At 72.8% G+C, this 23,922-nt stretch carries 24 protein-coding genes; 16 read left to right on the top strand and 8 right to left on the bottom strand.

The window, feature by feature from the left end; genetic code table 11:
* A partial coding sequence (locus tag IE170_RS11855) for an NAD(P)/FAD-dependent oxidoreductase (protein ID WP_189809296.1) occupies positions 1–1,396 on the top strand: 1,396 nt, incomplete at its 5' end.
* 20 nt (positions 1,397–1,416) lie between these two features.
* On the opposite strand, the gene IE170_RS11850 is transcribed toward IE170_RS11855, so the two are convergent.
* A complete protein-coding gene (locus IE170_RS11850; RefSeq protein ID WP_189809295.1) occupies positions 1,417–2,463 on the bottom strand; it encodes a trypsin-like serine peptidase in 1,047 nt (348 codons plus the stop codon).
* 446 nt (positions 2,464–2,909) lie between these two features.
* On the opposite strand from IE170_RS11850, the gene IE170_RS11845 reads away from it, so the two are divergent.
* The 5 genes from IE170_RS11845 (at position 2,910) to IE170_RS11825 (ending at position 7,557) form a co-directional block, all read left to right on the top strand.
* Positions 2,910–3,683, top strand: a complete 774-nt coding sequence (locus tag IE170_RS11845; protein ID WP_223857165.1) for a tyrosine-protein phosphatase — start codon at positions 2,910–2,912, stop codon at positions 3,681–3,683.
* Positions 3,684–3,736: 53 nt separating this feature from the next.
* Positions 3,737–4,072, top strand: a complete 336-nt coding sequence (locus tag IE170_RS11840; protein ID WP_189809293.1) for a DUF6968 family protein — start codon at positions 3,737–3,739, stop codon at positions 4,070–4,072.
* A gap of 91 nt (positions 4,073–4,163) precedes the next feature.
* Positions 4,164–4,619, top strand: a complete 456-nt coding sequence (locus tag IE170_RS11835) for a GNAT family N-acetyltransferase (RefSeq protein WP_189809292.1) — start codon at positions 4,164–4,166, stop codon at positions 4,617–4,619.
* A 67-nt stretch (positions 4,620–4,686) separates the two neighbouring features.
* Positions 4,687–5,805, top strand: coding sequence for a winged helix DNA-binding domain-containing protein (locus IE170_RS11830; protein ID WP_189809291.1), 1,119 nt, complete (start codon positions 4,687–4,689; stop codon positions 5,803–5,805).
* A gap of 45 nt (positions 5,806–5,850) precedes the next feature.
* Positions 5,851–7,557 carry an AMP-binding protein gene (locus IE170_RS11825; RefSeq protein ID WP_189809290.1) on the top strand — a complete coding sequence of 569 codons (1,707 nt, stop codon included), beginning with the start codon at positions 5,851–5,853 and terminating at the stop codon, positions 7,555–7,557.
* Positions 7,558–7,611: 54 nt separating this feature from the next.
* Here the strand turns inward: IE170_RS11825 and IE170_RS11820 are convergent, their stop codons facing one another.
* Positions 7,612–8,103: a glutathione peroxidase gene (locus IE170_RS11820; RefSeq protein WP_189809289.1), complete on the bottom strand. Its 492-nt coding sequence runs from the start codon at positions 8,101–8,103 to the stop codon at positions 7,612–7,614.
* A 110-nt stretch (positions 8,104–8,213) separates the two neighbouring features.
* Positions 8,214–8,582 carry a hypothetical protein gene (locus IE170_RS33370; RefSeq protein ID WP_308428384.1) on the bottom strand — a complete coding sequence of 123 codons (369 nt, stop codon included), beginning with the start codon at positions 8,580–8,582 and terminating at the stop codon, positions 8,214–8,216.
* 651 nt (positions 8,583–9,233) lie between these two features.
* Here IE170_RS33370 and gcl point away from each other — a divergent pair.
* Positions 9,234–11,021 (top strand): glyoxylate carboligase, encoded by a 1,788-nt coding sequence (gcl, locus tag IE170_RS11810; protein ID WP_189809287.1) that lies wholly within the window; start codon positions 9,234–9,236, stop codon positions 11,019–11,021.
* 117 nt (positions 11,022–11,138) lie between these two features.
* Here the strand turns inward: gcl and IE170_RS11805 are convergent, their stop codons facing one another.
* Positions 11,139–11,774, bottom strand: a complete 636-nt coding sequence (locus tag IE170_RS11805) for an HdeD family acid-resistance protein (protein ID WP_189809286.1) — start codon at positions 11,772–11,774, stop codon at positions 11,139–11,141.
* 221 nt (positions 11,775–11,995) lie between these two features.
* On the opposite strand from IE170_RS11805, the gene IE170_RS11800 reads away from it, so the two are divergent.
* The gene (locus IE170_RS11800) at positions 11,996–12,418 is read left to right on the top strand and encodes a DUF6325 family protein (RefSeq protein ID WP_125543336.1); all 423 of its coding nucleotides are present in this window, start codon (positions 11,996–11,998) and stop codon (positions 12,416–12,418) included.
* Between the two features lie 20 nt (positions 12,419–12,438).
* Positions 12,439–12,744 carry an SHOCT domain-containing protein gene (locus tag IE170_RS11795; protein ID WP_189809285.1) on the top strand — a complete coding sequence of 102 codons (306 nt, stop codon included), beginning with the start codon at positions 12,439–12,441 and terminating at the stop codon, positions 12,742–12,744.
* Between the two features lie 403 nt (positions 12,745–13,147).
* On the opposite strand, the gene IE170_RS11790 is transcribed toward IE170_RS11795, so the two are convergent.
* The 3 genes from IE170_RS11790 to IE170_RS11780 all read right to left on the bottom strand — a co-directional run bounded on the left by IE170_RS11790 (position 13,148) and on the right by IE170_RS11780 (position 16,641).
* Positions 13,148–14,605 (bottom strand): catalase, encoded by a 1,458-nt coding sequence (locus tag IE170_RS11790; RefSeq protein WP_189809463.1) that lies wholly within the window; start codon positions 14,603–14,605, stop codon positions 13,148–13,150.
* A gap of 221 nt (positions 14,606–14,826) precedes the next feature.
* Complete coding sequence (locus IE170_RS11785; protein ID WP_189809284.1) at positions 14,827–15,720, bottom strand: 2-hydroxy-3-oxopropionate reductase; 894 nt, start codon at positions 15,718–15,720, stop codon at positions 14,827–14,829.
* Positions 15,721–15,807: 87 nt separating this feature from the next.
* Positions 15,808–16,641, bottom strand: coding sequence for a TIM barrel protein (locus tag IE170_RS11780; protein ID WP_189809283.1), 834 nt, complete (start codon positions 16,639–16,641; stop codon positions 15,808–15,810).
* Positions 16,642–16,766: 125 nt separating this feature from the next.
* Between IE170_RS11780 and IE170_RS11775 the strand changes: the two genes are divergently transcribed.
* The 7 genes from IE170_RS11775 to IE170_RS11745 all read left to right on the top strand — a co-directional run bounded on the left by IE170_RS11775 (position 16,767) and on the right by IE170_RS11745 (position 22,706).
* Entirely contained in the window at positions 16,767–17,018 is a 252-nt protein-coding gene (locus tag IE170_RS11775) for a YkoF family thiamine-binding protein (RefSeq protein ID WP_189809282.1), read from the top strand.
* Positions 17,015–17,392 (top strand): helix-turn-helix domain-containing protein, encoded by a 378-nt coding sequence (locus IE170_RS11770; protein WP_189809281.1) that lies wholly within the window; start codon positions 17,015–17,017, stop codon positions 17,390–17,392. Before IE170_RS11775 ends, IE170_RS11770 begins: the two co-directional genes overlap by 4 nt.
* 154 nt (positions 17,393–17,546) lie before the next feature.
* Positions 17,547–18,053, top strand: coding sequence for a 2-oxo-4-hydroxy-4-carboxy-5-ureidoimidazoline decarboxylase (gene uraD, locus IE170_RS11765; protein WP_189809280.1), 507 nt, complete (start codon positions 17,547–17,549; stop codon positions 18,051–18,053).
* An 8-nt stretch (positions 18,054–18,061) separates the two neighbouring features.
* Complete coding sequence (gene uraH / locus IE170_RS11760; protein ID WP_114054867.1) at positions 18,062–18,454, top strand: hydroxyisourate hydrolase; 393 nt, start codon at positions 18,062–18,064, stop codon at positions 18,452–18,454.
* A 6-nt stretch (positions 18,455–18,460) separates the two neighbouring features.
* The gene (pucL, locus tag IE170_RS11755) at positions 18,461–19,384 is read left to right on the top strand and encodes a factor-independent urate hydroxylase (protein WP_189809279.1); all 924 of its coding nucleotides are present in this window, start codon (positions 18,461–18,463) and stop codon (positions 19,382–19,384) included.
* A 228-nt stretch (positions 19,385–19,612) separates the two neighbouring features.
* Positions 19,613–21,007 (top strand): 8-oxoguanine deaminase, encoded by a 1,395-nt coding sequence (locus tag IE170_RS11750; RefSeq protein WP_189809278.1) that lies wholly within the window; start codon positions 19,613–19,615, stop codon positions 21,005–21,007.
* A gap of 307 nt (positions 21,008–21,314) precedes the next feature.
* The gene (locus IE170_RS11745; RefSeq protein ID WP_229884689.1) at positions 21,315–22,706 is read left to right on the top strand and encodes a nucleobase:cation symporter-2 family protein; all 1,392 of its coding nucleotides are present in this window, start codon (positions 21,315–21,317) and stop codon (positions 22,704–22,706) included.
* A 68-nt stretch (positions 22,707–22,774) separates the two neighbouring features.
* On the opposite strand, the gene IE170_RS11740 is transcribed toward IE170_RS11745, so the two are convergent.
* Complete coding sequence (locus IE170_RS11740; RefSeq protein WP_189809276.1) at positions 22,775–23,395, bottom strand: 3'-5' exonuclease; 621 nt, start codon at positions 23,393–23,395, stop codon at positions 22,775–22,777.
* Positions 23,396–23,922: the final 527 nt, after the last annotated feature.

Here is a 23,922-nt window from a genome sequence, read left to right as displayed (position 1 = left end):
CACGGACAACCACCCAGGCGCCGACGGCCACGCCGTCGTGCTCGGCGGCGGACTGGCGGGCCTGCTCGCGGCGCGGGTCCTCGCAGCGCGCTTCGCCCGGGTGACCGTCGTGGAGCGGGACGAACTCCCCGACACCGGCCCGGCCTTCCGGCGCGGAGTGCTCCAGTCCAGACACGTCCACGTGCTGTGGGCGCGCGGCCTCGACACCATGGAGGAGCTCCTCCCCGGCATCACCCGCGAGCTGCTGGCCGGCGGGGCCTCGCTGTTGGAGTCGCCGCGCGACTTCCTGTGGCTCAGCTCCGCCGACTGGTTCGGCCGGGTACCCGGCGCGCGCCTGCTGATCGCCGGACGGGAGCTGATCGACTGGACGCTGCGCCGCGAGGTCCTGCGCGACGACCGCATCCGCATCCGCGCCGGCGTCCCCGCGGACGGCCTGCTCACCGGCCCCGGCGGCCGCACCGTCACCGGCGTCCGGCTCCGCGGCGGCGAGGAACTCCCCGCCCGTTTCGTCGTCGACGCGACCGGCCGCGGCTCCCGCGCCCCCGCCTGGCTCACCGCCCTCGGCCTGCCCGCCCCGCGGACCACCCGCTACGACTCGCACCTCGGCTACTCCAGCCGCTACTACGCGCTGAAGCCCGACCCGGAGCGGCGCTGGAACGGCATGTACGTGCAGGGCCGCCCGGACACCCCGCGAGGCGGGGTCCTCGTCCCCCTGCACGACGGGCGCTGGCTCGCCACGCTCATCGGCAACGGCGAGCACGCCCCGCCGACCGGTGACGCCGAGTTCCTGGAGTACACGCGGACCCTGCGCAGCCCCGCCCTGTACGACGCCCTGCGCGGCGCCGAACCGCTGTCCGCGCCGACCGGATTCCGCAGCACCGCGAACGAGCGCCGCCACTTCGAGCGCCTGGACCGCTGGCCGCACGGGTTCGTGGTGCTCGGCGACGCCGCCTGCCGCTTCAACCCCGTGTACGGGCACGGCATGACGGTGGCCGCGCTCGCCGCCGGCGCCCTGGCCGCCGCCGTCCGCGGCCTCACCCCGCGGGAGGCCGCCGCTGCCGCCCGCCGGATCCAGACGCGTACCGCCGCCGTCGCGGACACCGCCTGGCAGATCGCCACCAGCGAGGACATGCGCTACCCGGGCACGGAGGGCCCGCCCGCGGACCGGGCGACGAGGGTGCTCCAGCACTACATGGCGCGGGTCATCGCCGGCGCGAACACCGACCCGGCGCTCTCCCGGCCCTTCTTCCGCGTGCTGTCGCTGTCCGAGCCGCCCGAGACGCTGCTGGGCCCGGCGACGGTCGTACGGGTGCTGTCCAAGTGGCGGCTGCCGTCGTCCCCGCCGATGACGGCCGCCTACCCGGCCCACCACGGCGGCCCGCCCGCCCGCGGCTGAGGCGCCGGGCCGGCGCTCCGCTACCCGGCCCGGGTGGCCCGTTCGTACAGCTCACGGGTGGCCTCGCCGAAGCGGACGCTGTAGGAGGTCCACTCGTCGCCGCCGCCGTCGCGGCCGCCGATGACGCCGATCAGGGTGCGTCCGCCGGCCAGGACGGGCCCGCCGCTCGTGCCGTTCGGGACGTCAGCGCAGTCCAGCCGCAGCTGCGTGGCCGACTCGGCGACGGCCGTGGTGGAGCAGTCCAGCGGCTGCTCCGCGCCGCCCGGATAGCCGACGAGCCGTGCGGGCAGCGGCAGCCCGGCCCCGAACCGGACCGGGTACGCGCCGACCGCGTCCTCCAGCCGCTCGCCGGGGCGGCCGGGTCGCCGTACGCGCAGGAACGCGATGTCGTGGTCAGGGTCCTGGGAGGCGGCCCAGCGCGGGTGCACGTCGATCCGGGTGGGCACCCACACGCCGTGCGGGGCCTGCCCGTCCCGGTAGCCCGGGACGAAGACGAGGTTCGTGCGGAAGCCCAGCACCGGACGGTGCACGCAGTGCGCGGCCGTGGCCACCACGTCGCCGCCCGGCGCGTGCACGACGACGCCCGAGCAGTGGTGGGCGCCGTCGCCGTCCTCGCCGGGCGAGAACAGCGCCCCGATCGCCGGCTCGGCGGCGGCGGGGCGCGCGGCGAGCGGACCGGAGGGCGCCGGGCCGGGCGACTGCCCTCCGCCGGCGGGCGCGCCGGGCGCCTCGGTCGGGCCGGGTGCCCCGGCCGGGCCGGAGGCCTCCGCCGCCGGGCCGGGCGCCTCCGCCGGGCCGGAGGCCTCGCCCGGTCCGCTCCGCCCGGCCGCCGGGACCTCCCGTACGCCCTCGGCCGGCAGGGCCGCGGCGGCGCGGTCGCCGTCCGCGGGATCCGCCGCGTAGCTGCCGCGCGCCCGGTCCCCGGCCGCCGAGTGCGCGAGTACCCCGGGCAGCCCCCACGCGTACGCGGCCCCGCCCGCGGCCAGCAGCACACCGCCCGCACCGGCGAGGAGCCGTACGCGCGGACGCCGTGGGCGGCCGCTGCCGCCGCGGCTGTTGCTGGTCATGTGGAACTCCCGCCCGGACGGATGCACGACGCCCGGTACGACGGCCGCGCCCGGGGTCCCCGTACCCTACGCGCCCCCTCACGGCAGGTCGGCGCCCGCCCCGGGCCTTGCCCGGAAAGGCGGCGGGACCACGACAGCCGCGGGCGGCAGGAGGACGGTGCGGATCACCGAGGACGTGTACGCGTACGCGGGTACCACCTCGCGCAGACGGACCGGCCGACGACCGTGCAGGCCCGGCTCGCCGAGCGCACCCGCGGGGCTGGCGGCCCGTCCGCCGTGCAGGCCCCGCGACATGCCGCCCGACGGTCCCGGCCGGCCCTGCTGCCATGGGCGGACGGCCTGCCCTCCGCCCGCGAACGCTGACCCCCCGCCGGTCTGCCGCAGGACGCGGACGGCGGGCATCCTTGATCGCGTACGCCGCCGAACGCCGCGACGAGGAGACGCAGTTGTCGCAAACGCAGCAGACCGCAGCCGTTCCGGACGATCCCCGGCACCGGCGCCACGTCCCCTTCGACCGGCTCCACAACTTCCGCGACCTCGGCGGCTACCGCACCGCCGGCGGCCGCACCGTGGCCTGGGGCCGCCTCTACCGCGCCGACTCCCTCGGCAAACTGCGCGGCGCGGACTGGGAGCGCTTCCTCGGGCTCGGCGTGCGGACCGTCGTCGACCTGCGCTACCCGTGGGAGATCGAGGCCAAGGGCCGGATCCCCGAACCGGACCGCTTCACGTACGCCAACCACAGCATCGAGCACCGCCCGTACGACCAGTCCGCCATCGACCCGGACGTCGATCCGTGGCGCTACCTCGCCGACCGCTTCGCGGAGGTGGCCGAGGACGGTGCCGCCGAGATCCGGCAGGTCCTGGAGCTGCTCGCCGAGGGGCCGGGGCCGGCGGTGTTCCACTGCACGTCCGGCAAGGACCGCACCGGGCTGATCGCCGCGCTCGTCCTCGTCCTCCTGGAGGTCCCCGAGGAGCAGATCCTGGCCGACTTCGCCCTGACCGAGCTGGCCACCGCCCGCCTCCTGGCCGACTGGCACGACGCCAACCCGGGCCGCACCATGCGCTGGCCCTCGTACGGCAGGGCGCCGGCGGCCGTGATGTCCCTGACCCTCGCCGACCTGGCCACCCGGCACGGCTCGCCGACGGCCTACCTGACGGACCGCGTCGGCATCACCCCGCACACGACGCAACTCCTCCGGGAGCGCCTGCTGGTGCCGTGAGAGGGGCCTGCGAGGATGGCGGCGACCACGAGCCCCACCCCCACGGAGGACCGATGACCCCCGCCGCCCACCCCCTGGGCACGCTGATCGCCGACCGCCGCCTGGAGGCCGTACCGCGCGAGGGCGAGGGCGCCCCCTTCCCGCTCGCCCTCGAAATGGGCGCCCCCTACCCCGACCCGGACCCCTCCGGCGACTGGATCTGCCCCTGCCGCATCGACGGCCTCGACGACTCCGAGATCCACGAGGTCCACGGCATCGACGGCATCCAGGCCCTCACCCTCGCCGCGGACCTCCTGCGCCGCCTCCTCGCCCAGGAGGCCGAGGAGCGCGGCCTCACCTTCACCTGGCTCGGCGAACCCGGTCTGAAGGCCGCCGACGTCCTCCACTGACCGGCCCCGGGGAAACGGTCGCCGCCCCCGTCGCGCATCATCGGATCACTGCACGGCGGGGGACCGGCCCCCGCGACCGAAGGGTGAGCCCATGTCGACCGGCATCAAGATCCGACCCGTCCGCGCCGAGGACTTCGCGCAGTGGCGCGCCCTCTACCGCGGCTACGCCGACTTCTACGAAGTCGACCAGACCGAGGAGATGGCGGCGACCGTGTGGTCGTGGCTGAACGACCCCGGCCACGAGGTGTCCGGCCTGGTCGCCGAGGACGCCGGCGGCCGCCTGGTCGGCCTCGCCCACTACCGCCCCTTCGCCCGCCCCCTGTCCGCCTCGACGGGCTGCTACCTCGACGACCTCTTCGTCGCCCCGGAAAGCCGCGGCTCGGGCGCCGCGGACCTCCTCCTCACGGCCCTGCGCGACCTGGCGGCGGAACGAGGCTGGAGCGTCGTCCGCTGGATCACGGCGGACGACAACCACCGCGCCCGCAGCAAGTACGACCAGGTCGCCACCCGCACGATGTGGATCACCTACGACATGCCCGTCTCCTGACGCGGCGGTTACGAGTTGCCGGGCAATGAGGACGGATTCTGTCCTCTTTCGGGGATAGCTTGGGGGTATGGCCTCCAGGACTTCGCAGATCGTGCTCGGTAACCGCGCGCTCAACCGTGCCACCCTCGCCCGGCAGATGCTGCTCGATCGGGTCGGGACGGGTGTCGGGGATGCCGTTGCGCAGTTGGTCGGGCTTCAGGCGCAGAATGTCCGGCCTCCCTACTTCCAGCTGCACGCCCGCCTCGCCTCCTTCCGGCCTGAGGAGTTGGCCGCGGCCATGGAGGCGCGGGAGGTCGTGCGGATGGTGACGCTGCGGTCCACCATCCACACGCACACCGCGCACGACGCGCTGACCCTGAGGCCCCTCGTGCAGGCCGCGCGGGACCGGGAGGTCGCGCAGTTCCGGAAGGGGCTGGACGGGGTCGATCTGGAGCGGTTGACGCGGCGTGTCCGGGCTTACGTCGAGGACGAGCCGCGGACCATGGCCGAGATCCGGGCCGAGCTGCTGCGGAAGTGGCCCGGGGCGGATCCGCTGGGGCTGTCCGTGGCGGCCACCCGGCGGCTGCCGCTCGTCCAGGTGACGCCCCGCGGCGTGTGGGGCCGCAGCGGGCAGGTGCGGCTGACGACCGTGGAGCGGTGGCTCGGCGCCGAGGCCGTTGCCGATGCGCAGGAGAGGCCGCAGGACGTCGACGGCCTCGTCCTGCGGTATCTCGGCGCCTTCGGGCCCGCGTCCGTCAAGGACATGCAGGTGTGGGCGGGGACGACCCGGCTGCGGGAGGTGTTCGAGCGGCTCCGGCCGGAGTTGGCCGTCTTCCGGGACGAGAGCGGCACCGAGCTGTTCGACCTGCCCGATGCCCCGCGGCCCGACGAGGACACGCCCGCGCCGCCCCGGTTCCTGCCGGAGTTCGACAACCTGCTGCTCTCACACGCCGACCGCAGCCGCGTCGTGCCGCCCGAGCTCAAGGGGCGCAGCTGGTCGGGCAATCAGGCCCACTGCACGCTCCTCGTCGACGGGTTCCTGGCCGGGCTGTGGCGGCTGGAGGAGGGAGGCGGGCTCGTCGTGGAGCTGTTCGGGCGGATCGGCGCCGCGCAGGAGGAGCTCGTCGTCGCCGCGGGGGAGCGGCTGCTCGCCGACATGACGGAGGAGCGGAGCGGGTCCGTCCGCTTCGCGTCAATCCGCGGCTGACGCCGCTCTGGTGGGCCCCGTACCGCGCACGGCACGATGCCCTCCATGACCCACGACGACACCGCCCGGACCACCGGCGGCGGCGACCCCGCCGCCGAGTTCCTCGCCGCCCGCGACTTCCTGCTCGCCCACCGAGGCGATCCCGATGCCGCGAGCGCCGGCTTCACCTGGCCGCGCCCGCGGAGCTTCAACTGGGCGCAGGACTGGTTCGACCGCCTCGCCGCCGGCAACACCGCCGACGCCCTGCGGATCGCAGAGGAGGACGGGACCGTCCACTCCCTGACCTTCGAGGAGCTGGCGGCCACCTCCCGCTCCGCCGCCTCCTGGCTGCGCGCGCAGGGCGTCGCCGCGGGCGACCGCGTCCTCGTGATGCTCGGCAACCAGCGCGAGCTGTGGGAGGTCATGCTCGCCGCGATGCGGCTGCGCGCCGTCGTCATCCCCGCCACGCCGCTGCTCGGACCGGCCGACCTCCGCGACCGCATCGAGCGGGGCCGCGTGCGGCACGTCGTCGTGCGCGCCGAGGACACCGGCAAGTTCGACACCGCACCGGGGACGTACACGAGGATCGCGGCCGGCCCCGACGTTCCCGCCGGCTGGCGGCGGCTGGCGGACATGTACGGCGCCGACCCCGGCTTCACCCCCGACGGCGACACCTCCGCCGACGACCCGCTGATGCTGTACTTCACCTCCGGCACCACGGCCCGCCCCAAGCTCGTCGAGCACACGCACGCCTCGTACCCCATCGGCCACCTTTCCACCATGTACTGGATCGGGCTGCGCCCCGGGGACGTGCACCTCAACATCGCCTCGCCCGGCTGGGCCAAGCACGCCTGGTCGAACCTGTTCGCCCCGTGGAACGCCGGCGCCACCGTCTTCGTCCACAACTACGCCCGCTTCGACGCGGAGCGGCTGATGGAGCTGATGGACCGGCACGGCGTGACCACCTTCTGCGCCCCGCCGACGGTGTGGCGGATGCTGATCCAGTCGGACCTGTCGAAGCTGCGGACGCCGCCCCGCGAGGCCGTCGCCGCAGGGGAGCCGCTCAACCCGGAGGTGATCGAGAAGGTCCGCGACGCCTGGGGCGTCACCGTCCGCGACGGCTTCGGCCAGACGGAGACCACCCTGCAGATCGGCAACTTCCCCGGGGTGCCGGTGAAGCCGGGCTCGATGGGCCGGCCCGCACCCGGCTACCGGATCGTGCTCCTTGACCCGGTCAGCGGCAAGGTGTCGCAGGACGAGGGCGAGATCTGCGTGGACCTCGGCACCCGCCCGGCCGGGGTGATGACCGGGTACCGGGACGATCCCGGCCGGACCGCCGAGGCCATGGCGGACGGGCTGTACCGCACCGGCGACATCGCCGCCCGCGACGCCGACGGGTACCTCTCCTACGTGGGCCGCTCGGACGACGTCTTCAAGGCCTCCGACTACAAGATCAGCCCGTTCGAGCTGGAGAGCGCGCTGCTGGAGCACGAGGCCGTCGCCGAGGCGGCCGTCGTCCCGGCCCCGGATCCGGTGCGGCTGGCGGTGCCGAAGGCGTACGTCGCGCTCGCCGCCGGATGGGAGGCCGGGCCCGAGACCGCCCGGGCCCTGTTCGCGCACTCCCGCGCGGTCCTCTCCCCGTACAAGCGGATCCGGCGGATCGAGTTCGCGGAGCTGCCGAAGACGGTCTCGGGGAAGATCCGCCGGGTGGAGCTGCGGGCCCTCACCGCCGCGGGGTCGGGGACCGAGTACGACGAGGCGGATCTGGGCTGAGGCCCGGGGACGGGGCGGGCGGCCGGGACCCGGCCGCCCGCCCCGCCGACGCGCCTACCGCGCCGGGAGCAGCGCCTCGATCGCGGAGACGATCTCCTCGGACTCCGGCTCCGTACGCGGCCGGAACCGGGCGACGACCTCGCCGGCCGGGGAGATCAGGAACTTCTCGAAGTTCCACTGGATGTCGCCGGCCTCGCCGTCGGCGTCCGGGGTCTGCACCAGCTCGCGGTACAGCGGGTGCCGGTTCTCGCCGTTGACGTCGGTCTTCTCCAGCATCGGGAACGTCACGCCGAAGCCCGCCGCGCAGAAGGTCTGGATGTCCTCTGCGGTGCCGGGCTCCTGCCCGCCGAACTGGTTGCAGGGCACGCCCACCACGGTGAAGCCCTTCGCCTCGTACGCGAACTGCAGCCGGGCCAGACCCGAGTACTGCGGGGTGAGCCCGCACTGCGAGGCGGTGTTCACCAGCAGGATCACCTTGCCCTTGTGCTCACCGAGGGTGGTGGGCTCGTCGGACAGGGTGGTCAGCGGGATGTCGTACAGGCTCATCGCTCTCCTCGGAGGTGAAGGGGCTGTCGCGGCGGCGGTTTCCGCCCGAGCCTACGTGCCCGCCGGCCGGGCCGGAGCGGCCGGTGGGGCCCGGCGCCCCGCCCGGGCGGTCAGGCACCCGCCGTGACGAGCGCCTCGGCCGCCTCGTTGAGCGGCTGCGGCGTGCCCGTCAGGTCCATGATGAACAGCGGTATCCCGAGGGCGTCCGCCCGGGAGCGGGCCTCCTGCGTGTAGCCGGCGAGCGCGAAGTACACGCCGGAGGCGGAGGCCGCCAGGCCGTTCAGCCAGACGCACTCCACCGCCCTCAGCCCGGCCGGCGCGGTCGTCGGGTCCACCTGGGCGACGAGCCCGGGGGCGCGCAGGTCCACGGCGGCGGACGGGACGGGCGGCCCCTCGGGGCGGCGGACGTCACGGAAGCCGAGCCAGCGCAGGTACAGGGCGGCCGTCGCCACGGCGTCGCGCGCGGTCCGGATCGTCACCGGGCGGAACGGTGCCCGCGGCACCGGTACCGGAACCGGCACGACCGGTCCGCCCGCAGCCGCAGCCGCCGAGGGCCCCGCGCCGGAGCCCCCGCCGGCCGCCCCGCCCCCAGGGTGTCCCGGCGCATCCACCGGCAGCACCGCGAGCCGCACCACCGTGCCGCACGAGCCGCACCCCACCTCCGGCTGCGGCCACTCGTCGACCCGCCCGCACGCCGCGCACCGCGCCCGGACCCACGCCTCCGACCAGTTCCGGTGTGTCAGCACCGCCGGCGGCGCCGACGGGTCCAGCGGCAGCTCGGCCGGGGCGCCGCACGCGCACGGGAACACCGGGGCGGTGTAGCCGTTCTCGCGCAGGCACTCCGGACAGCGCACCGGTACCGCTTCCGCCATGGGCCTCGGCCCCCTTCCGTCGCTGTGGGTGCGTCCATGCTCCCGCAGCGGCGGCCGCCCCGGTGGCAGCGGCGGCGGTTTCCTGCCGCGGCGGGCCGCTGTTTGTGCGTCCCGCTTGAACGAGACGCGGCATTTGGTGGGTTCGGGGGTGCCCGGATGCCTTGACGCGCACCGGCCCGCCGCTTAGCTTGTTCCGTATAACAGAATAAAACTTCCGCATTGCGGAAACGTCTGACCGCCAGACCTGCAGGAGACCCGATGCCCCGTATGACAGCCGCAGCCGCCGCCGTGGAGATCCTCAAGCGCGAGGGTGTCGCGCAAGCGTTCGGCGTGCCCGGCGCTGCGATCAACCCGTTCTACCGAGAGCTCAAGAACGTGGGCGGCATCAAGCACACCCTCGCCCGCCACGTCGAGGGCGCCTCGCACATGGCGGAGGGCTTCACCCGGGCCAAGGCGGGCAACATCGGCGTCTGCATCGGCACCTCCGGCCCCGCCGGCACCGACATGATCACCGGCCTGTACTCGGCGATCGCCGACTCGATCCCGATCCTCTGCATCACCGGCCAGGCCCCGGTCTCGAAGCTCCACAAGGAGGACTTCCAGGCCGTCGACATCGCGTCGATCGCGGGGCCCGTCACCAAGAAGGCCACGACGGTCCTGGAGGCCGCGCAGGTCCCGGGCGTCTTCCAGGAGGCCTTCCACCTGATGCGCTCCGGCCGCCCCGGCCCCGTCCTCATCGACCTGCCGATCGACGTCCAGCTCACCGAGATCGAGTTCGACCCGGAGACGTACGAGCCCCTGCCGGTCTACAAGCCGCAGGCCACCCGCGCCCAGGCCGAGAAGGCCCTGGCCCTCCTGCTGGAGTCCGAGCGCCCGCTGATCGTCGCCGGCGGCGGCATCATCAACGCCGACGCCTGCGACCTGCTGGTCGAGTTCGCCGAGCTCACCAACGTCCCCGTCATCTCCACCCTCATGGGCTGGGGCACCATCCCGGACGACCACGAGCTCGCCGCCGGCATGGTCGGCGTCCAGACCTCGCACCGCTACGGCAACGAGACCTTCCTCGCCTCGGACTTCGTCCTCGGCATCGGCAACCGCTGGGCCAACCGCCACACCGGGTACAACCTGGAGGCGTACACCAAGGGCCGCACGTTCGTCCACGTCGACATCGAGCCCACCCAGCTCGGCAAGATCTTCGCCCCGGACTACGGCATCGCCTCCGACGCCAAGGCCGCGCTGGAGCTGTTCGTCGAGATCGCGAAGGAGCTCAAGGCCGCGGGCCGGCTGCCCGACTTCTCCGCCTGGGCCGCCTCCGCGCAGGAGCGCAAGGCCACCCTGCAGCGCCGCACGCACTTCGACAACATCCCGATGAAGCCGCAGCGCGTGTACGAGGAGATGAACAAGGCGTTCGGCCCGGAGACGCGCTACGTCACCACCATCGGCCTCTCACAGATCGCCGCCGCGCAGTTCCTGCACGTCTACAAGCCGCGCCACTGGATCAACTGCGGCCAGGCCGGCCCGCTCGGCTGGACGATCCCGGCCGCCATCGGCGCCGCCACCGCGGACCCGGAGACCCCGATCGTCGCACTGTCCGGCGACTACGACTTCCAGTTCATGATCGAGGAACTGGCGGTCGCCGCGCAGCACAAGGTCCCCTACGTCCACGTCCTCGTCAACAACGCCTACCTGGGCCTGATCCGCCAGGCCCAGGCGGGCCTCGACATCAACTTCCAGGTCAACCTGGAGTTCGAGAACATCAACACCCCGGAGATCGGCGTCTACGGCGTCGACCACGTCAAGGTCGCCGAGGGCCTCGGCGTGAAGGCGATCCGCGTGACGGACCCGGACGAGCTGGGCGCCGCCTTCGAGCAGGCCAAGAAGCTGGCCGTCGAGCACCGGGTCCCGGTCGTCGTCGAGGCCATCCTGGAGCGCGTCACCAACATCTCCATGAGCAAGACGGTCGACATGAGCAACGTGACCGAGTTCGAGGAGCTCGCCACCGAGCCCGGCCACGCCCCGACCGCCATCAAGGCCCTGAAGGTCTGACCGGCGCACCACGGCAGCGCACGACGGCGGCCCCCGCACCCTCGCAGGAGGGGCGGGGGCCGTTCGGCGTCCCCGGCGTACGGGCCGCCCGTACGGGCTCCCCGTACGGGCCCCCGCTCAGTGCCGCAGCGCCGACCTCAGGGCGAACGCAGCGGCCCCCTCCGCGAGGCCGAGCAGGATCAGCCACAGCCCCAGCAGCCGCGTCAGCGCGACGGCGGACTCGATCGGCAGGCACAGCACGACGATGCCCGCGACGATCCCGAGCAGCGCGAGCGCGAACGCCAGGCCGCGGTGGGGGAGCGCCCTGTTCGCGACGGCCGCGTAGGCGCCCAGCATCCCGGAGGCCAGCCAGACCATGCCGATGACCAGCGCGAGGACGGTGATGGTCAGCTGGGGGCCGCGCAGGCACAGCACGCCGGCCACGACGTACACGACGGCGGCCAGCAGCCCTGCGGCCCGCTCGCCGGCCTCGTGGGACCCGGCGAACGCCGCCACGAACCGGAAGACGCCCGCCACCAGCAGGTAGAGCCCGATGAGCACCGCCACCAGGTGCAGCGTCTTGTCCGGCCACACCAGCATGAGGATGCCGAACACCAGGGTCGCGAGCGCCGAGCCCAGCACCCACTTCCAGGACGCGCCGAGCGCCCCGAGCCGGTCGAGCGGATCGGCGGCCGGGCCGCCGCGGGATGCGGCGGAGCCGCCGAAGGGGTCGTCTGCGGGTTCCGGCGGTACGGGCCGTTCGGGGGCGCTCATGGCTCCTCCTCACCACGTCGGGCGGGCTGGAGGGGAGTGCGCGGGCAGCGCGCTCCTTCCTCTCCCGTCCCCGACCATGGCCCCGCGGCCGCCCCGGTGCCTCACCCGCGGGGGGTGACCTCCCGCGGGCTGCGGCGCGTCTACGGTCGACTTCGTCCGTGACGGTGTGACGGGATGCGACAGGAGGAGCGGACGTGACCAGAGAGAACGGCCTCGACGAGATGGGGCCCATCGACTACCTGGTGGTCGAATTCCCCGGCAGCCACCTGACCGGCGAGGGGATGCCCCTGCTGGCCGATCTCGTGGACCGCGGGATCATCCGCATCCTCGACCTCACCTTCCTCACCAAGGAGGAGGACGGGTCGGTGCGGGGCCTCGCCCTGGCCGACGTCACGGGCGACGGCAGCCTCGACCTCACCCTCTTCGAAGGGGTCTCCTCGGGCCTGCTCGGCAAGGAGGACCTCGACGAGGCCGGCGGGTTGCTCAAGCCGGGCGACTCCGCGGCCGTCCTCCTCTACGAGAACCTGTGGGCGGCGCCCCTGGCCGCGGCCCTGCGCCGGGCCGACGCCCGGATGATCGCGAGCGGCCGCATACCGGTCCAGGACATCGTCGAGGCACTGGACGCCCTCGACGGCGCGGCCTGACGAGACGGAGGAGGAAGACCATGCCCGGACTGCTTCGAGGCGTCGTGCGCACCGCGGCGATCGCCGGGACGGCCACCGCCGTCTCCAACCGCGTCTCGCGCCGCCAGGCCGGCCGGTGGGCCCAGCAGGAGGCGCAGGAGGCGGCGTACGCACAGCAGGGTGCGGCGTACCCGGCGCAGGCGCCCGCCGAGCCGCCGCCCGCGCCTGCCGCGCCCTCCATGGAGGACAAGATCGCCCAGCTGAAGGAGCTCGGCACCCTCAAGGAGCAGGGGGTGCTCACGGAAGAGGAGTTCGCCGCGCAGAAGGCCCGCATCCTGGGCTCCTGAGGCGCGCACCGACGGCGAAGCGCCGGGCCGCGGGACCGTCCGCGACCCGGCGCTGGTCCGGGTGGATCTGTACCGCCCGACGGGGCGAGGCTGGCGCGACAGGACGTTCGCTCCCGCCGGGCGGGTCTGTGGGGGAGGTGTGCTCCGGTGCGCAGGGGCTCCTGTGCGCGGCCCCTGCAGGGAACCGGAGCGGCTGGGACCGCGGTGGCGCCGACAGGACCCCGGATCCGCCTCCCTCAGGTCAAGAGGCGGGCCCTTGGGGGCCTTTACCACCGCACTGGCTCGACGCCACCGCGGTCCTCGTCCTGCCCGTGCCGTGAACCACCCCTCATCCGGGCTCTCGGCAGCGGGCCGGCACCAGGGACCCGACCTCCCGTCAGGGCCCCGGTGCGTCCTGTGTGGCTCAGGCGTCGCGCAGGGCGCGGACCGCCTCCTCGACGCGCTTGCCGTAGTCGGCGTCCGCGGCGTGGAAGTGAGCCAGGTTCTTCTCGACGACGTCCTCGCGGGTCACCTGGGACAGGCCGCCGGCGATGTTCGCCACCAGCCGCTCCTTCTCGGCGTCCGACATCAGCCGGTACAGCTCGCCGGCCTGGAAGAAGTCGTCGTCCTTGGTGTGCAGCGGGGCCGCGTGGGCGCCCGTGTACCCGGCGACGGCGCGCGGGGCGCCGAGCGCCAGGCCGGTCTCGGCCGGGCCCTGGTGGGAGTTGGGCTCGTAGTTCTTGTCGGTGCGCGAGCCGTTGCGGGTGGCCATGAAGCCGTCGCGGCCGTAGTTGTCGGCGACCGTCGCCTTGGGGGCGTTGACGGGCAGCTGGGTGTGGTTCACGCCGAGGCGGTAGCGCTGGGCGTCGGCGTACGCGAAGAGGCGGCCCTGGAGCATCTTGTCCGGGGAGGCGGTGATGCCCGGGACGAAGTTGTTCGGGGAGAAGGCGGCCTGCTCGACCTCGGCGAAGACGTTGTCCGGGTTGCGGTCGAGGACCAGGCGGCCCACGCGCTGCAGCGGGTAGTCGGCGTGCGGCCACACCTTGGTGAGGTCGAACGGGTTGAACCGGTAGTCCTCGGCCTCGGCGGCCGGCATGATCTGGACGTACAGCGTCCAGGACGGGTACACGCCGCGCTCGATGGCCTGGAGCAGGTCCGTCTGGTGGGAGTTGGGGTCCTTGCCGGCGAGCTCGGCGCCCTGCTCGGAGGACAGGCAGCGGATGCCCTGGTTCGTCTTGAAGTGGTACTTGACGAAGAAGGCCTCGCCCTTGTCGTTCGTCCACTGGTAGGTGTGCGAGCCGTAGCCGTTCATGTGGCGGTACGAGGCCGGTATGCCGCGGTCGCCCATCAGCCAGGTGATCTGGTGCGTCGCCTCGGGGGCGTGCGCCCAGAAGTCCCAGACGTTGTCCGGCTCCTGCTTGCCCGTGAAGGGGTCGCGCTTCTGGGAGTGGATGAAGTCGGGGAACTTGATCGGGTCCTTGATGAAGAACACCGGGGTGTTGTTGCCGACGAGGTCGTAGTTGCCCTCTTCGGTGTAGAACTTCAGCGCGAAGCCGCGGGGGTCGCGGACCGCGTCCGCGCCGCCGAGGGAGTCGGCGACGGTGGAGAAGCGCAGGAAGGTCTCGGTCTTCTTGCCGACGGTGTTCAGGAACGCGGCGCTCGTGTAGGCGGTGACGTCGTCGGTCACCTCGAAGTGGCCGTACGCAGCCGAGCCGCGCGCGTGCACCACGCGCTCCGGGATGCGCTCCCGGTTGAAGCGGGCGAGCTTCTCGAGGAGCTGCTGGTCCTGGATGAGGAGCGGGCCACCGACGCCGGCGGTGGCGGAGTTCTGGTTGTCGGCGACCGGGGCGCCGGACTCGGTCGTCAGCGTGCGCTTCGACATGGTGACCTTCCGTACGGGTAACTGCTGACGGAAAGCGGCTTCCGTCATGCGGAACAGCCTAGATTTCGGCTGAACGCAGCGTCAACAGTTTGTTGAAGAAAGAGTGAGGGTGGTGTTCCGGGCGGCGCCGGCGCCTGGGCGCGACAGGACAGGTGTCGGCACCGGCACCGCCCGGAAACTCTTGGCCCCCGGCTGTGGGGGGTTCGGCGCGACCGGCCCGGTCAGACCTGCGAGCCGGAGAGGCGCTCGACGGCGCGCAGCAGGGCCGAGTGGTCCAGGCCGCCGTCGCCCTGGGCGCGCAGCGAGGCGACGAGCTGGGCGACGACCGCGCCGACGGGGAGGGCGGCGCCGACGTTGCGGGCGGCGTCGGTGACGATGCCCATGTCCTTGTGGTGCAGGTCGATGCGGAAGCCCGGCTTGAAGTCGCGGTTCAGGAAGTTGTCCTTCTTCCGCGTCAGGACCGTCGAGCCGGCGAGGCCGCCGTTCAGCACGTCGAGCGCGGCGTTCAGGTCCACGCCCGACTTCTCCAGGAAGACCACGGCCTCGGCGCACGCCTGGATGTTGACGGCGACGATGAGCTGGTTGGCCGCCTTCACCGTCTGGCCGGAGCCGTGCGGGCCGCACAGGACGATGGTCTTGCCGAGGGCCTGCAGGACCGGCAGGGCCTCGTCGAAGTCGGCCTGCTCGCCGCCCACCATGATGGACAGCACGGCCTCGATGGCGCCGGCCTCGCCGCCGGAGACGGGCGCGTCGATGACGCGGATGCCCTTCTCCCCGGCATTGCGGGCCAGGTCGACGGAGGTCTGCGGGGTGATCGACGACATGTCGACGAGAAGCGCGCCGGCCTTCGCGTTCTCCAGGATGCCCTCGGGGCCGTAGGAGATGGCCTCGACCTGCGGGGAGGCGGGCACCATCGTGATGATCACGTCGGCGTCCTTGACGGCCTCGGCGATCGAGCCCGCCGCCGTGCCGCCCGCGGCGGCGAGGCGGTCCAGCTTGTCCTGCTCCAGCGTGAAGCCGGTGACCTCGTAGCCGGCCTTCAGCAGGTTCTCGGACATGGGCGAGCCCATGATGCCGAGGCCGATCCACGCGATCTTGGGGAGGTTGTTGCTCATGGTGACGGGTCCTTCTCTGGAAAAGCTCTCGGAGCGGGGTACGAAAGGCGGCGGGCGCGCCTGGGGGAACGTCCGGAATCCGGGCGGTCAGCGGGCGGCGCGGGCCTCGGCCGGCAGCCATCCGAAGGAGGCGGCGGCGTCCTCGGCCTTGTACTCCAGGCCGACGAACCCCTGGTAGCCGGCCTTGCGGAGCTGGTCGAGGAGGTCCTCGAGCGGCAGCTCGCCGGTGCCCGGGGCCCCGCGGCCCGGCTTGTCCGCGATCTGGACGTGTCCGGTCTTGGCGGCGTACTTTTCGACGACCTCCGAGAGGTCCTCGCCGTTCATCGCCAGGTGGTACAGGTCGAGGAGGAACTTGGCGTTCCCCAGGCCGGTCGCCGCGTTCACCCGGTCCACGACGTCGATCGCGGCCGGCGCGCTCACCAGCGGGTAGAGCGGGGACTCGGGCCGGTTCAGGGTCTCGATCAGCAGGACCGCACCCACCCGGTGCGCGGCGCGGGCCGCGGCGACCAGGTTCTCCAGGGCCAGTTCGTCCTGGACGGCCGGGTCCACGCCCTCCACGCGGTTGCCGTAGAGGGCGTTCAGCGCCTTGCAGCCGACGGAGGCGGCGAAGTCCGCCGCGACGTCGACGTTGGCGCGGAAGCGCTCCGACTCCTCGCCGGGTACGGAGACCGCGCCGCGGTCCGGTCCGGGGAGCCGGCCGGCGTAGAAGTTCAGTCCCACCAGCTGGGTGCCGGCGTCCTCAAGGGCGTGCCTGAGGGCGTCCAGCTCCTCCTCGGCCGGGGTCGGGGTGTCGATCCAGGGCCACCACAGCTCGACCGCGGTGAAGCCCGCCGCGGCGGCGGCCGCGGGGCGCTCCAGGAGCGGGAGTTCCGTGAAGAGGATCGACAGGTTCACATCGAAGCGCTGGTCCGTGTATCCCATGAGGGGTGTGCGCTCCTTCCGTATTGCGGAAGTTCGTTTCTGCTTGATGGAAGACTGCAAGCCGGGCGCCGCTCCTGTCAAGTGGGGGCTGCCGGTTTTTCCGTACCTCGGGGTAGCTTGACCAGGTGCGATTGAGAGTGGAGTTCACGACCGAGCCCTTCGACCTCGAAGAGGCCCCCGCCCATGCCGTGGCCGCCCGCGAGGTCATCCAGAGGGCGCAGCTGGACGCCGTCGACGTGGGTCCGTTCGGCAACACCGCCGAGGGTGAGGCCGGCGCGGTCCTGGAGGCCGTGTCGGCGCTGCTGCGCGACTCGCTCGGGGCCGGCGCCACCCGCGTCTCCCTCCAGGTGAACGTCATCGAGGAGGGCGGCGCATGACCGAGCCCCGCGACCACCCGTTCGTCGCCGCGGTCAAACCGCTGGTGGACGCCATGGGCGGGGTGCTCATGGACCCGGCCGAGGCGCAGCCCGACGACGTGGTGCTCGCCTGGGAGGGCCGGGAGCTCCTCGCCGTGCGCCTGCCGCAGCTCGGCGAGTCCCTGGACCACATCCTGGCCGCGCTGGAGCGCCGCCACGGCGTACCGTTGTCACAGCTGGACCGGAAGGCGAAGCAGGACGTCGTCCGGATACTGGAGGCGCGCGGCGCCTTCTCCGTGCGCCACGGCGTCGAGACCGTGGCCGGCGCCCTCGGGGTGAGCCGCTTCACCGTCTACAACTACCTGAACCGGGAGAACGCCAAGAACCAGGGGTGACGCCGACTTCACCCGCCGTCACGGGCCGCCGCTCCGAAATCCACCGGACGGCGGCTTTTGTGTACGCGAAGTTTCAACAAAGTGTTGACGCGGTGTTGTCCAGGGCGTTAGCTATGCGCAGCCCGTCAAAGCAACCAGGCCACGGAGGCTTCCCGTGACTTCGAGTCCGACCCCGGGGCTGACCCGGTTCAACACCCTGGACGACGCAGCGGCCGAGGCCGAGCTGCACGAGGTGTGCGCGAGCGCGGCCTGGGGCACCAAGGTGCTCGCCCAGCGCCCCTTCGCCGACGCCGACGCCCTGTTCGCCGCGAGCGACGCCGCCATGGCGGAGCTCACCGCGGCGGACCTGGCCGAGGCGATGGCCGGCCACCCGCCGATCGGCCGCCCGAAGCCCGGGGACCCGACCTCCGCACGCGAGCAGCGCGGCATGGCCGGGGCCTCCGAGGAGCTCAAGGCCGAACTGCTCGAACTGAACCTGGCCTACCAGGAGAAGTTCGGCCACGTCTTCCTGATCTGCGCCACCGGTGCGACCGGCGAGCAGATGCGGGACGCGGTCAAGGTCCGGATCCAGAACACCGCCGAGGTCGAGCGGGAGATCGCCCGCGGAGAGCTCGTCAAGATCAACCGGATTCGTCTGACCCGACTCGCAGAAGGAGAGTGACGAGGCGCATGAGCACCGACACCACCGCCTCCGTGTCCACGCACATCCTGGACACCAGCATCGGCCGCCCCGCCGAGGGCGTCGCCATCACGCTCGCGGCCCGCAGCGGCCCCGCCGCCGAGTGGACCGCACTGGGCGGCTCGGCCACCGACGCCGACGGGCGTTGCAAGGACCTGCCGGCGCTGCCGGAGGGCACCACCCACGTACGCCTCGACTTCGAGACCGAGGTGTACTTCGCACAGAAGCAAGCCGCCGAGGCGCAGCAGGACGCCCCCCGCGTAAGGGACAGCGGTGCGTTCTTCCCCGAGGTGACCATCACGTTCGCGGTCCACCCGGGCGAGCACTACCACGTACCGCTGCTGCTCAACCCGTTCGGCTACTCCGTTTACCGAGGGAGCTAGCAGACCATGCCCACGATTCTCGGCCAGAACCAGTACGGCAAAGCAGAGAACCGCGTCGTCAGGATCACGCGGGACGGCGACACCCACCACATCAAGGACCTGAACGTCTCGGTCGCCCTCTCCGGCGACATGGACGACGTCCACTACTCCGGCTCGAACGCGAACGTCCTGCCGACGGACACCACCAAGAACACGGTGTACGCCTTCGCCAAGGAGTACGGCATAGAGTCCGCCGAGCAGTTCGGCATCCACCTGGCCCGCTGGTTCGTCACCAGCCAGGAGCCGATCCACCGGGCGCGCATCCGCATCGAGGAGTACTCCTGGGAGCGGATCCCCACCTCGGACGCCAACTCGAAGTTCATCGGCTCGGACGAGGTCAAGCACTCCTTCGTCCGCAAGGGCCAGGAGACCCGCGTCACCCAGGTCACCTACGACGGCAGCAGCTGGGAGGTCGTCTCCGGCCTGAAGGACCTCGTCGTCATGAACTCCACGAACTCCGAGTTCTGGGGCTACGTGAAGGACAAGTACACCACCCTCCAGGAGGCGTACGACCGCATCCTCGCGACCCAGGTCTCCGGCCGCTGGCGGTTCAACTGGACCGACGACGAGCAGCGCATGCCGAACTGGGAGCGCTCCTACGAGGCCACCCGGAAGCACATGCTGGAGGCCTTCGCCGAGACCTACTCCCTCTCGCTGCAGCAGACGCTGTACCAGATGGGCTCGCGCATCATCAACCACCGCTCGGAGATCGACGAAGTCCGCTTCTCGCTCCCGAACAAGCACCACTTCCTCGTCGACCTGGAGCCCTTCGGCCTCAAGAACGACAACGAGGTGTACTTCGCCGCGGACCGCCCCTACGGTCTGATCGAGGCCACCATCCTCCGGGACGGCGCCGACGCGCGCATCCCGGTGGACCTCACCAACCTGTAGGCCGGACCGGCACCGGCACCGGCCCGGGCGCCCGGGCCCGGGGCTCCGCAGTAGCCCCCGGACCCGGGCGCCCGCCCCCCACCCGCAACACCCGCGAACTTCCCGAACTCGGCACCCGGAGCATCAGGCGGGGCGGCAGTACTGTCAGCTGCCAGACCCCCGGTTTCGGCACTCAAATCCCTGGGTCCTGCCGTGCCCGCACCGCCACTGAAAGCACGAGGAAGCCCCATGGCAGCCACTGACAGCGCGGCCCGGCGCATCGTCATCGAGAACTGCGCGATCGCGACCGTCGACGCGAACGACACCGAGTACGCCTCGGGCCACATCGTCATCGCCGGCAACAGGATCGAGTCCGTCGGCCCGGGCAGCGCCCCCGCGGACCTCGAGAACGTCGAGCGCCGGATCGACGCCACCGGCCACCTCGTGACCCCCGGCCTGGTCAACACCCACCACCACTTCTACCAGTGGATCACCCGCGGCCTGGCCACCGACCACAACCTCTTCAACTGGCTCGTGGCGCTCTACCCGACGTGGGCGCGCATCGACGAGCAGATGGCGTACTCGGCCGCGCAGGGCTCGCTGGCCGCCATGGCCCGCGGCGGCGTCACCACCGCCATGGACCACCACTACGTCTACCCCAAGGGCGCCGGCGACCTCTCCGGGTCGATCATCCGCGCCGCCTCCGAGATGGGCGTCCGCTTCACCCTGGCCCGCGGCTCCATGGACCGCAGCGAGAAGGACGGCGGCCTGCCGCCGGACCACGCCGTCGAGACCCTCGAAGGCGCCCTCGCCGACACCGAGGCGACCGTCAAGAAGTTCCACGACGCCTCCTTCGACGCGATGACCCAGGTCGCCGTCGCCCCCTGCTCCCCCTTCTCCGTCTCCACCGAGCTCCTCAAGCAGGGCGCCGAGCTCGCCCGCCGCCTCGGCGTGCGCATGCACACCCACGGCAGCGAGACGGTCGAGGAGGAGAAGTTCTGCCACGAGCTCTTCGGCATGGGCCCCACCGACTACTTCGAGTCGACCGGCTGGCTCGGCGAGGACGTGTGGATGGCGCACAGCGTCCACATGAACGACTCCGACATCGCGGCCTTCGCCCGCACCAAGACCGGTGTGGCGCACTGCCCGTCCTCCAACGCCCGCCTCGCCGCCGGCATCGCCCGCGTACCGGACATGATCGCCGCGGGCGTCCCCGTAGGCCTCGGCGTCGACGGCACCGCCTCCAACGAGTCCGGCGAACTCCACACCGAGCTGCGCAACGCGCTCCTCATCAACCGCCTCAACCCGGTGCACCGCGAGGCCGCGCTCACCGCCCGCCAGTCGCTGCGGCTCGGCACGTACGGCGGCGCGCAGGTCCTCGGCCGCGCCGACAGCATCGGCTCGCTGGAGGCCGGCAAGCTCGCCGACCTGGTGCTGTGGAACCTCTCCACCTTCCTGCACTCCTCCATCGCCGACCCGGTCACCGCCCTCGTCTTCGGCGCGGCGGCCCCGGTGACCGCGTCGTTCGTCAACGGCAGGCAGATCGTCGAGGACAACCGCCTGCTCACCGCCGACGAGGACGCCATCGCCCGCTCCACGCGGGCCGAGGCGCAGCGCCTCGCGCGCATCGCCGCGCAGGGCTGACCCCCGGAAGTCCGGCCGGGGGGGACGGCCCCCGGCCGGCGGCCGCGGACCCGAGCGGGGTCCGCGGGAGCCGTTCCCGGGGTGCGCCCGCGGATCCTCTCCGCGGGCGCATCCGGGGGCGGTGACTCGTGCCACCACCTTCCTCTGCCCCACCCTTCACGTGCCGGCGCGCGGCAAACGACTCGGGCGAATCGTTTCCGCAGACCGCCGCACCACCCACGACCCACCACGCTCCACCCGCAGACCGCACGCACCACCCTCCATGACACCCACGTCCTGCCGACGTGTTAACCGACCGGAGGAAGCCGTGGCCCAACCGCCCAGGTTTCGCAAAGACGCAACCGCCGCACCGGGGGAGAAACACCCGGTCGACGAGACGCTCCCCCCGCTCAGGATGTTCACCAGCGGCCTCCAGCACGTGGCCGCCATGTACGCGGGCGTCGTCGCCCCACCCATGATCCTCGGCCCGGCCGTCGGGCTCACCGCCGGCGAGACGGCCTTCCTGATGGGCGCCTCGCTCTTCACGGCCGGCATCGCCACCCTGCTCCAGACCCTCGGATTCTGGCGGATCGGCGCCCGGCTCCCCTTCGTCAACGGCGTCTCCTTCGCCGGCGTGACCCCGATGATCGCCATCGGCAAGGGCCGCGGCGAGGACGCCCTCCCCGTGATCTTCGGCGCGATCATCGTCGCCGGGGTGGTCGGCTTCCTCGCCGCCCCCTACTTCGGCAAGCTCGTCCGCTTCTTCCCGCCCGTCGTCACCGGCACCGTCATCACCCTCATAGGCGTCTCCCTGCTGCCCGTCGCCTTCAACTGGTCCCAGGGCGGGGACCGCACCGCCGCCGACTACGGCTCGATCCCGCAGATAGGCCTCGCCGCCGCCACCCTCGTCATCGTCCTGCTGCTGCGCAGACTCCTGCGCGGCTTCCTGCGGCAGATCGCCATCCTGCTCGGCCTCGCCGCCGGCACGCTCCTCGCGATCCCCTTCGGCATGGCCGACTTCTCACCCGTCGCCGACGCACCCCTCCTCGGCTTCCCGACACCCTTCCACTTCGGGGCCCCGCAGTTCCAAGTCGCCGCCATCGTCTCGATGTGCCTCGTGATGCTGGTCTGCATGACCGAGTCCACCGCCGACATCCTCGCCCTCGGCCGCATCGTGGACCGCCCGGCCGACGCCCGCACCATCGAGGGCGGGCTGCGCGCCGACGCCCTCGGCAGCGCCCTCAGCCCCCTCTTCAACGGCTTCATGTGCAGCGCGTTCGCCCAGAACATCGGACTCGTCGCCATGACGAAGGTCCGCAGCCGGTTCGTCGTCGCCGCCGGCGGCGGCATCCTGATCCTGCTCGGCCTGTGCCCCGTCGCCGCGTCCGCGATCGGCGTCGTCCCGCTGCCCGTCCTCGGCGGAGCCGGCATCGTCCTCTTCGGCTCCGTCGCCGCCAGCGGCATCCAGACACTAGCCGGCGCCGCCATGGAACGGGGCGAGAACGCCCTCATCGTCGCCGCCTCCGTCGGCATCGGCCTGATCCCGATCGCCGCCCCGGACTTCTACCACGCCTTCCCCAAGGACCTGCTGGTCGTCCTGGACTCCGGCATCAGCACCGGCTGCGTCACCGCCATCGTCCTCAACCTGGCCTTCAACCACCTGGGCGCCAAACGCGCCCGGGCCGCGGAGCCCTGCCCGGAGCCACTGCCCGCCCACTGAACCCCCGGCCGCCGGCGGGGCGTACGCCACCCACTGCGGGCGTGGCGTACGCCCCGCCGCGCTGCTGCCTACGGCGCGGCTGCGGGCGCCGCGCCCGGGCCGGGCCACAGCATCAGGTTGCTCATCAACTCCGCCTGCTCGACGGCGTCGTCCAGGGCGTGGTGGGTGTGCCGGCGGCGCGAGCGCAGCTCGTACGGCATCCGCCCCTTGACGGCGGCCCGCAGCGGAACCCGCGCCTTCACCGCGTACAACGTCTTCATGTCCAGGCACCCGGAGTGCCCGAACGGGCTCTCACCGCCGAACCGCATCAGATACCAGTACAGGAACGTCCAGTCGTACGAGGCCGGGTACCCGCACATCACGGGCTGCGCCCCGGCGTCCGCGGCCACCTCGCGCACCCACGCCCGGAACGCGTCCATGGCCGCCCCCGGATCGGCACCCTCGCGCAGCAGCCGCTCGCGGTCGAGCCCGCTGACGGCGAGCGCCTCGGGGTCGAACGCGTCGCTGATGGGCCGCAGTTCCCGGTAGAAGTTCTGCCGCTCGGGATCCGCGGGCGCGTAGGCATCCCCGTCCTGCCGCCCGGCGACGGCGGCACCGAAGCTGATCATCGAGTAGGGGCCGGGGATCGGACCGTCGGCCTCGATGTCGACGGAGATGTAGAGACTGGGACGCGCGGTACGGGCTGCCATACGCGAGAGCATGCCAGCCCGGCGGGGTGCGGATCACCCGGATTTCGGGGTGGGGCGGGGTGGGGGCCGGGGGTGGTGGTTGGCGACGGGGGGAGCGGGGGAGCGAGGGGCGCGCGGGCGGTGGTGGCAAGGGGACGGCGGGAGTGGGGCGTGGGGCCGCCCCGGCGCGTCGGACAGTCCCGGCGGGAGCAGGGGAGCGGGTGCCGGGCGGGCGAGGGTGGCAGGGCGACGGCGGGAGACGGTGTCGGCGGGAGCCGGTCGGCCGGGGTCGGCGGTGCGCTGGTGGTACGGGTGGGGCGGGAGCCGGTCGGTCGGGGTGGGCGGTGCGCTGGTGGCACGGGTGGGGCGGGAGCCGGTTGGTCGGGGTGGGCGGTGCGCTGGTGGTACGGGTGGGGCGGGAGCCGGTTGGTCGGGGTGGGCGGTGCACTGGTGGTACGGGTGGGGCGGGAGCCGACGACTCGGGGTCGGTGTGCTCCGGGGGTGTCCCGGCAGCCCATTGTCCTTCCGGTGCGGGCCGCCCTGTAAAG

The organism is Streptomyces toxytricini (genome assembly GCF_014649915.1).
Classification (GTDB): Bacteria; Actinomycetota; Actinomycetes; order Streptomycetales; family Streptomycetaceae; genus Streptomyces; species Streptomyces toxytricini.
This window is presented reverse-complemented; position numbering and strand designations above follow the sequence as displayed.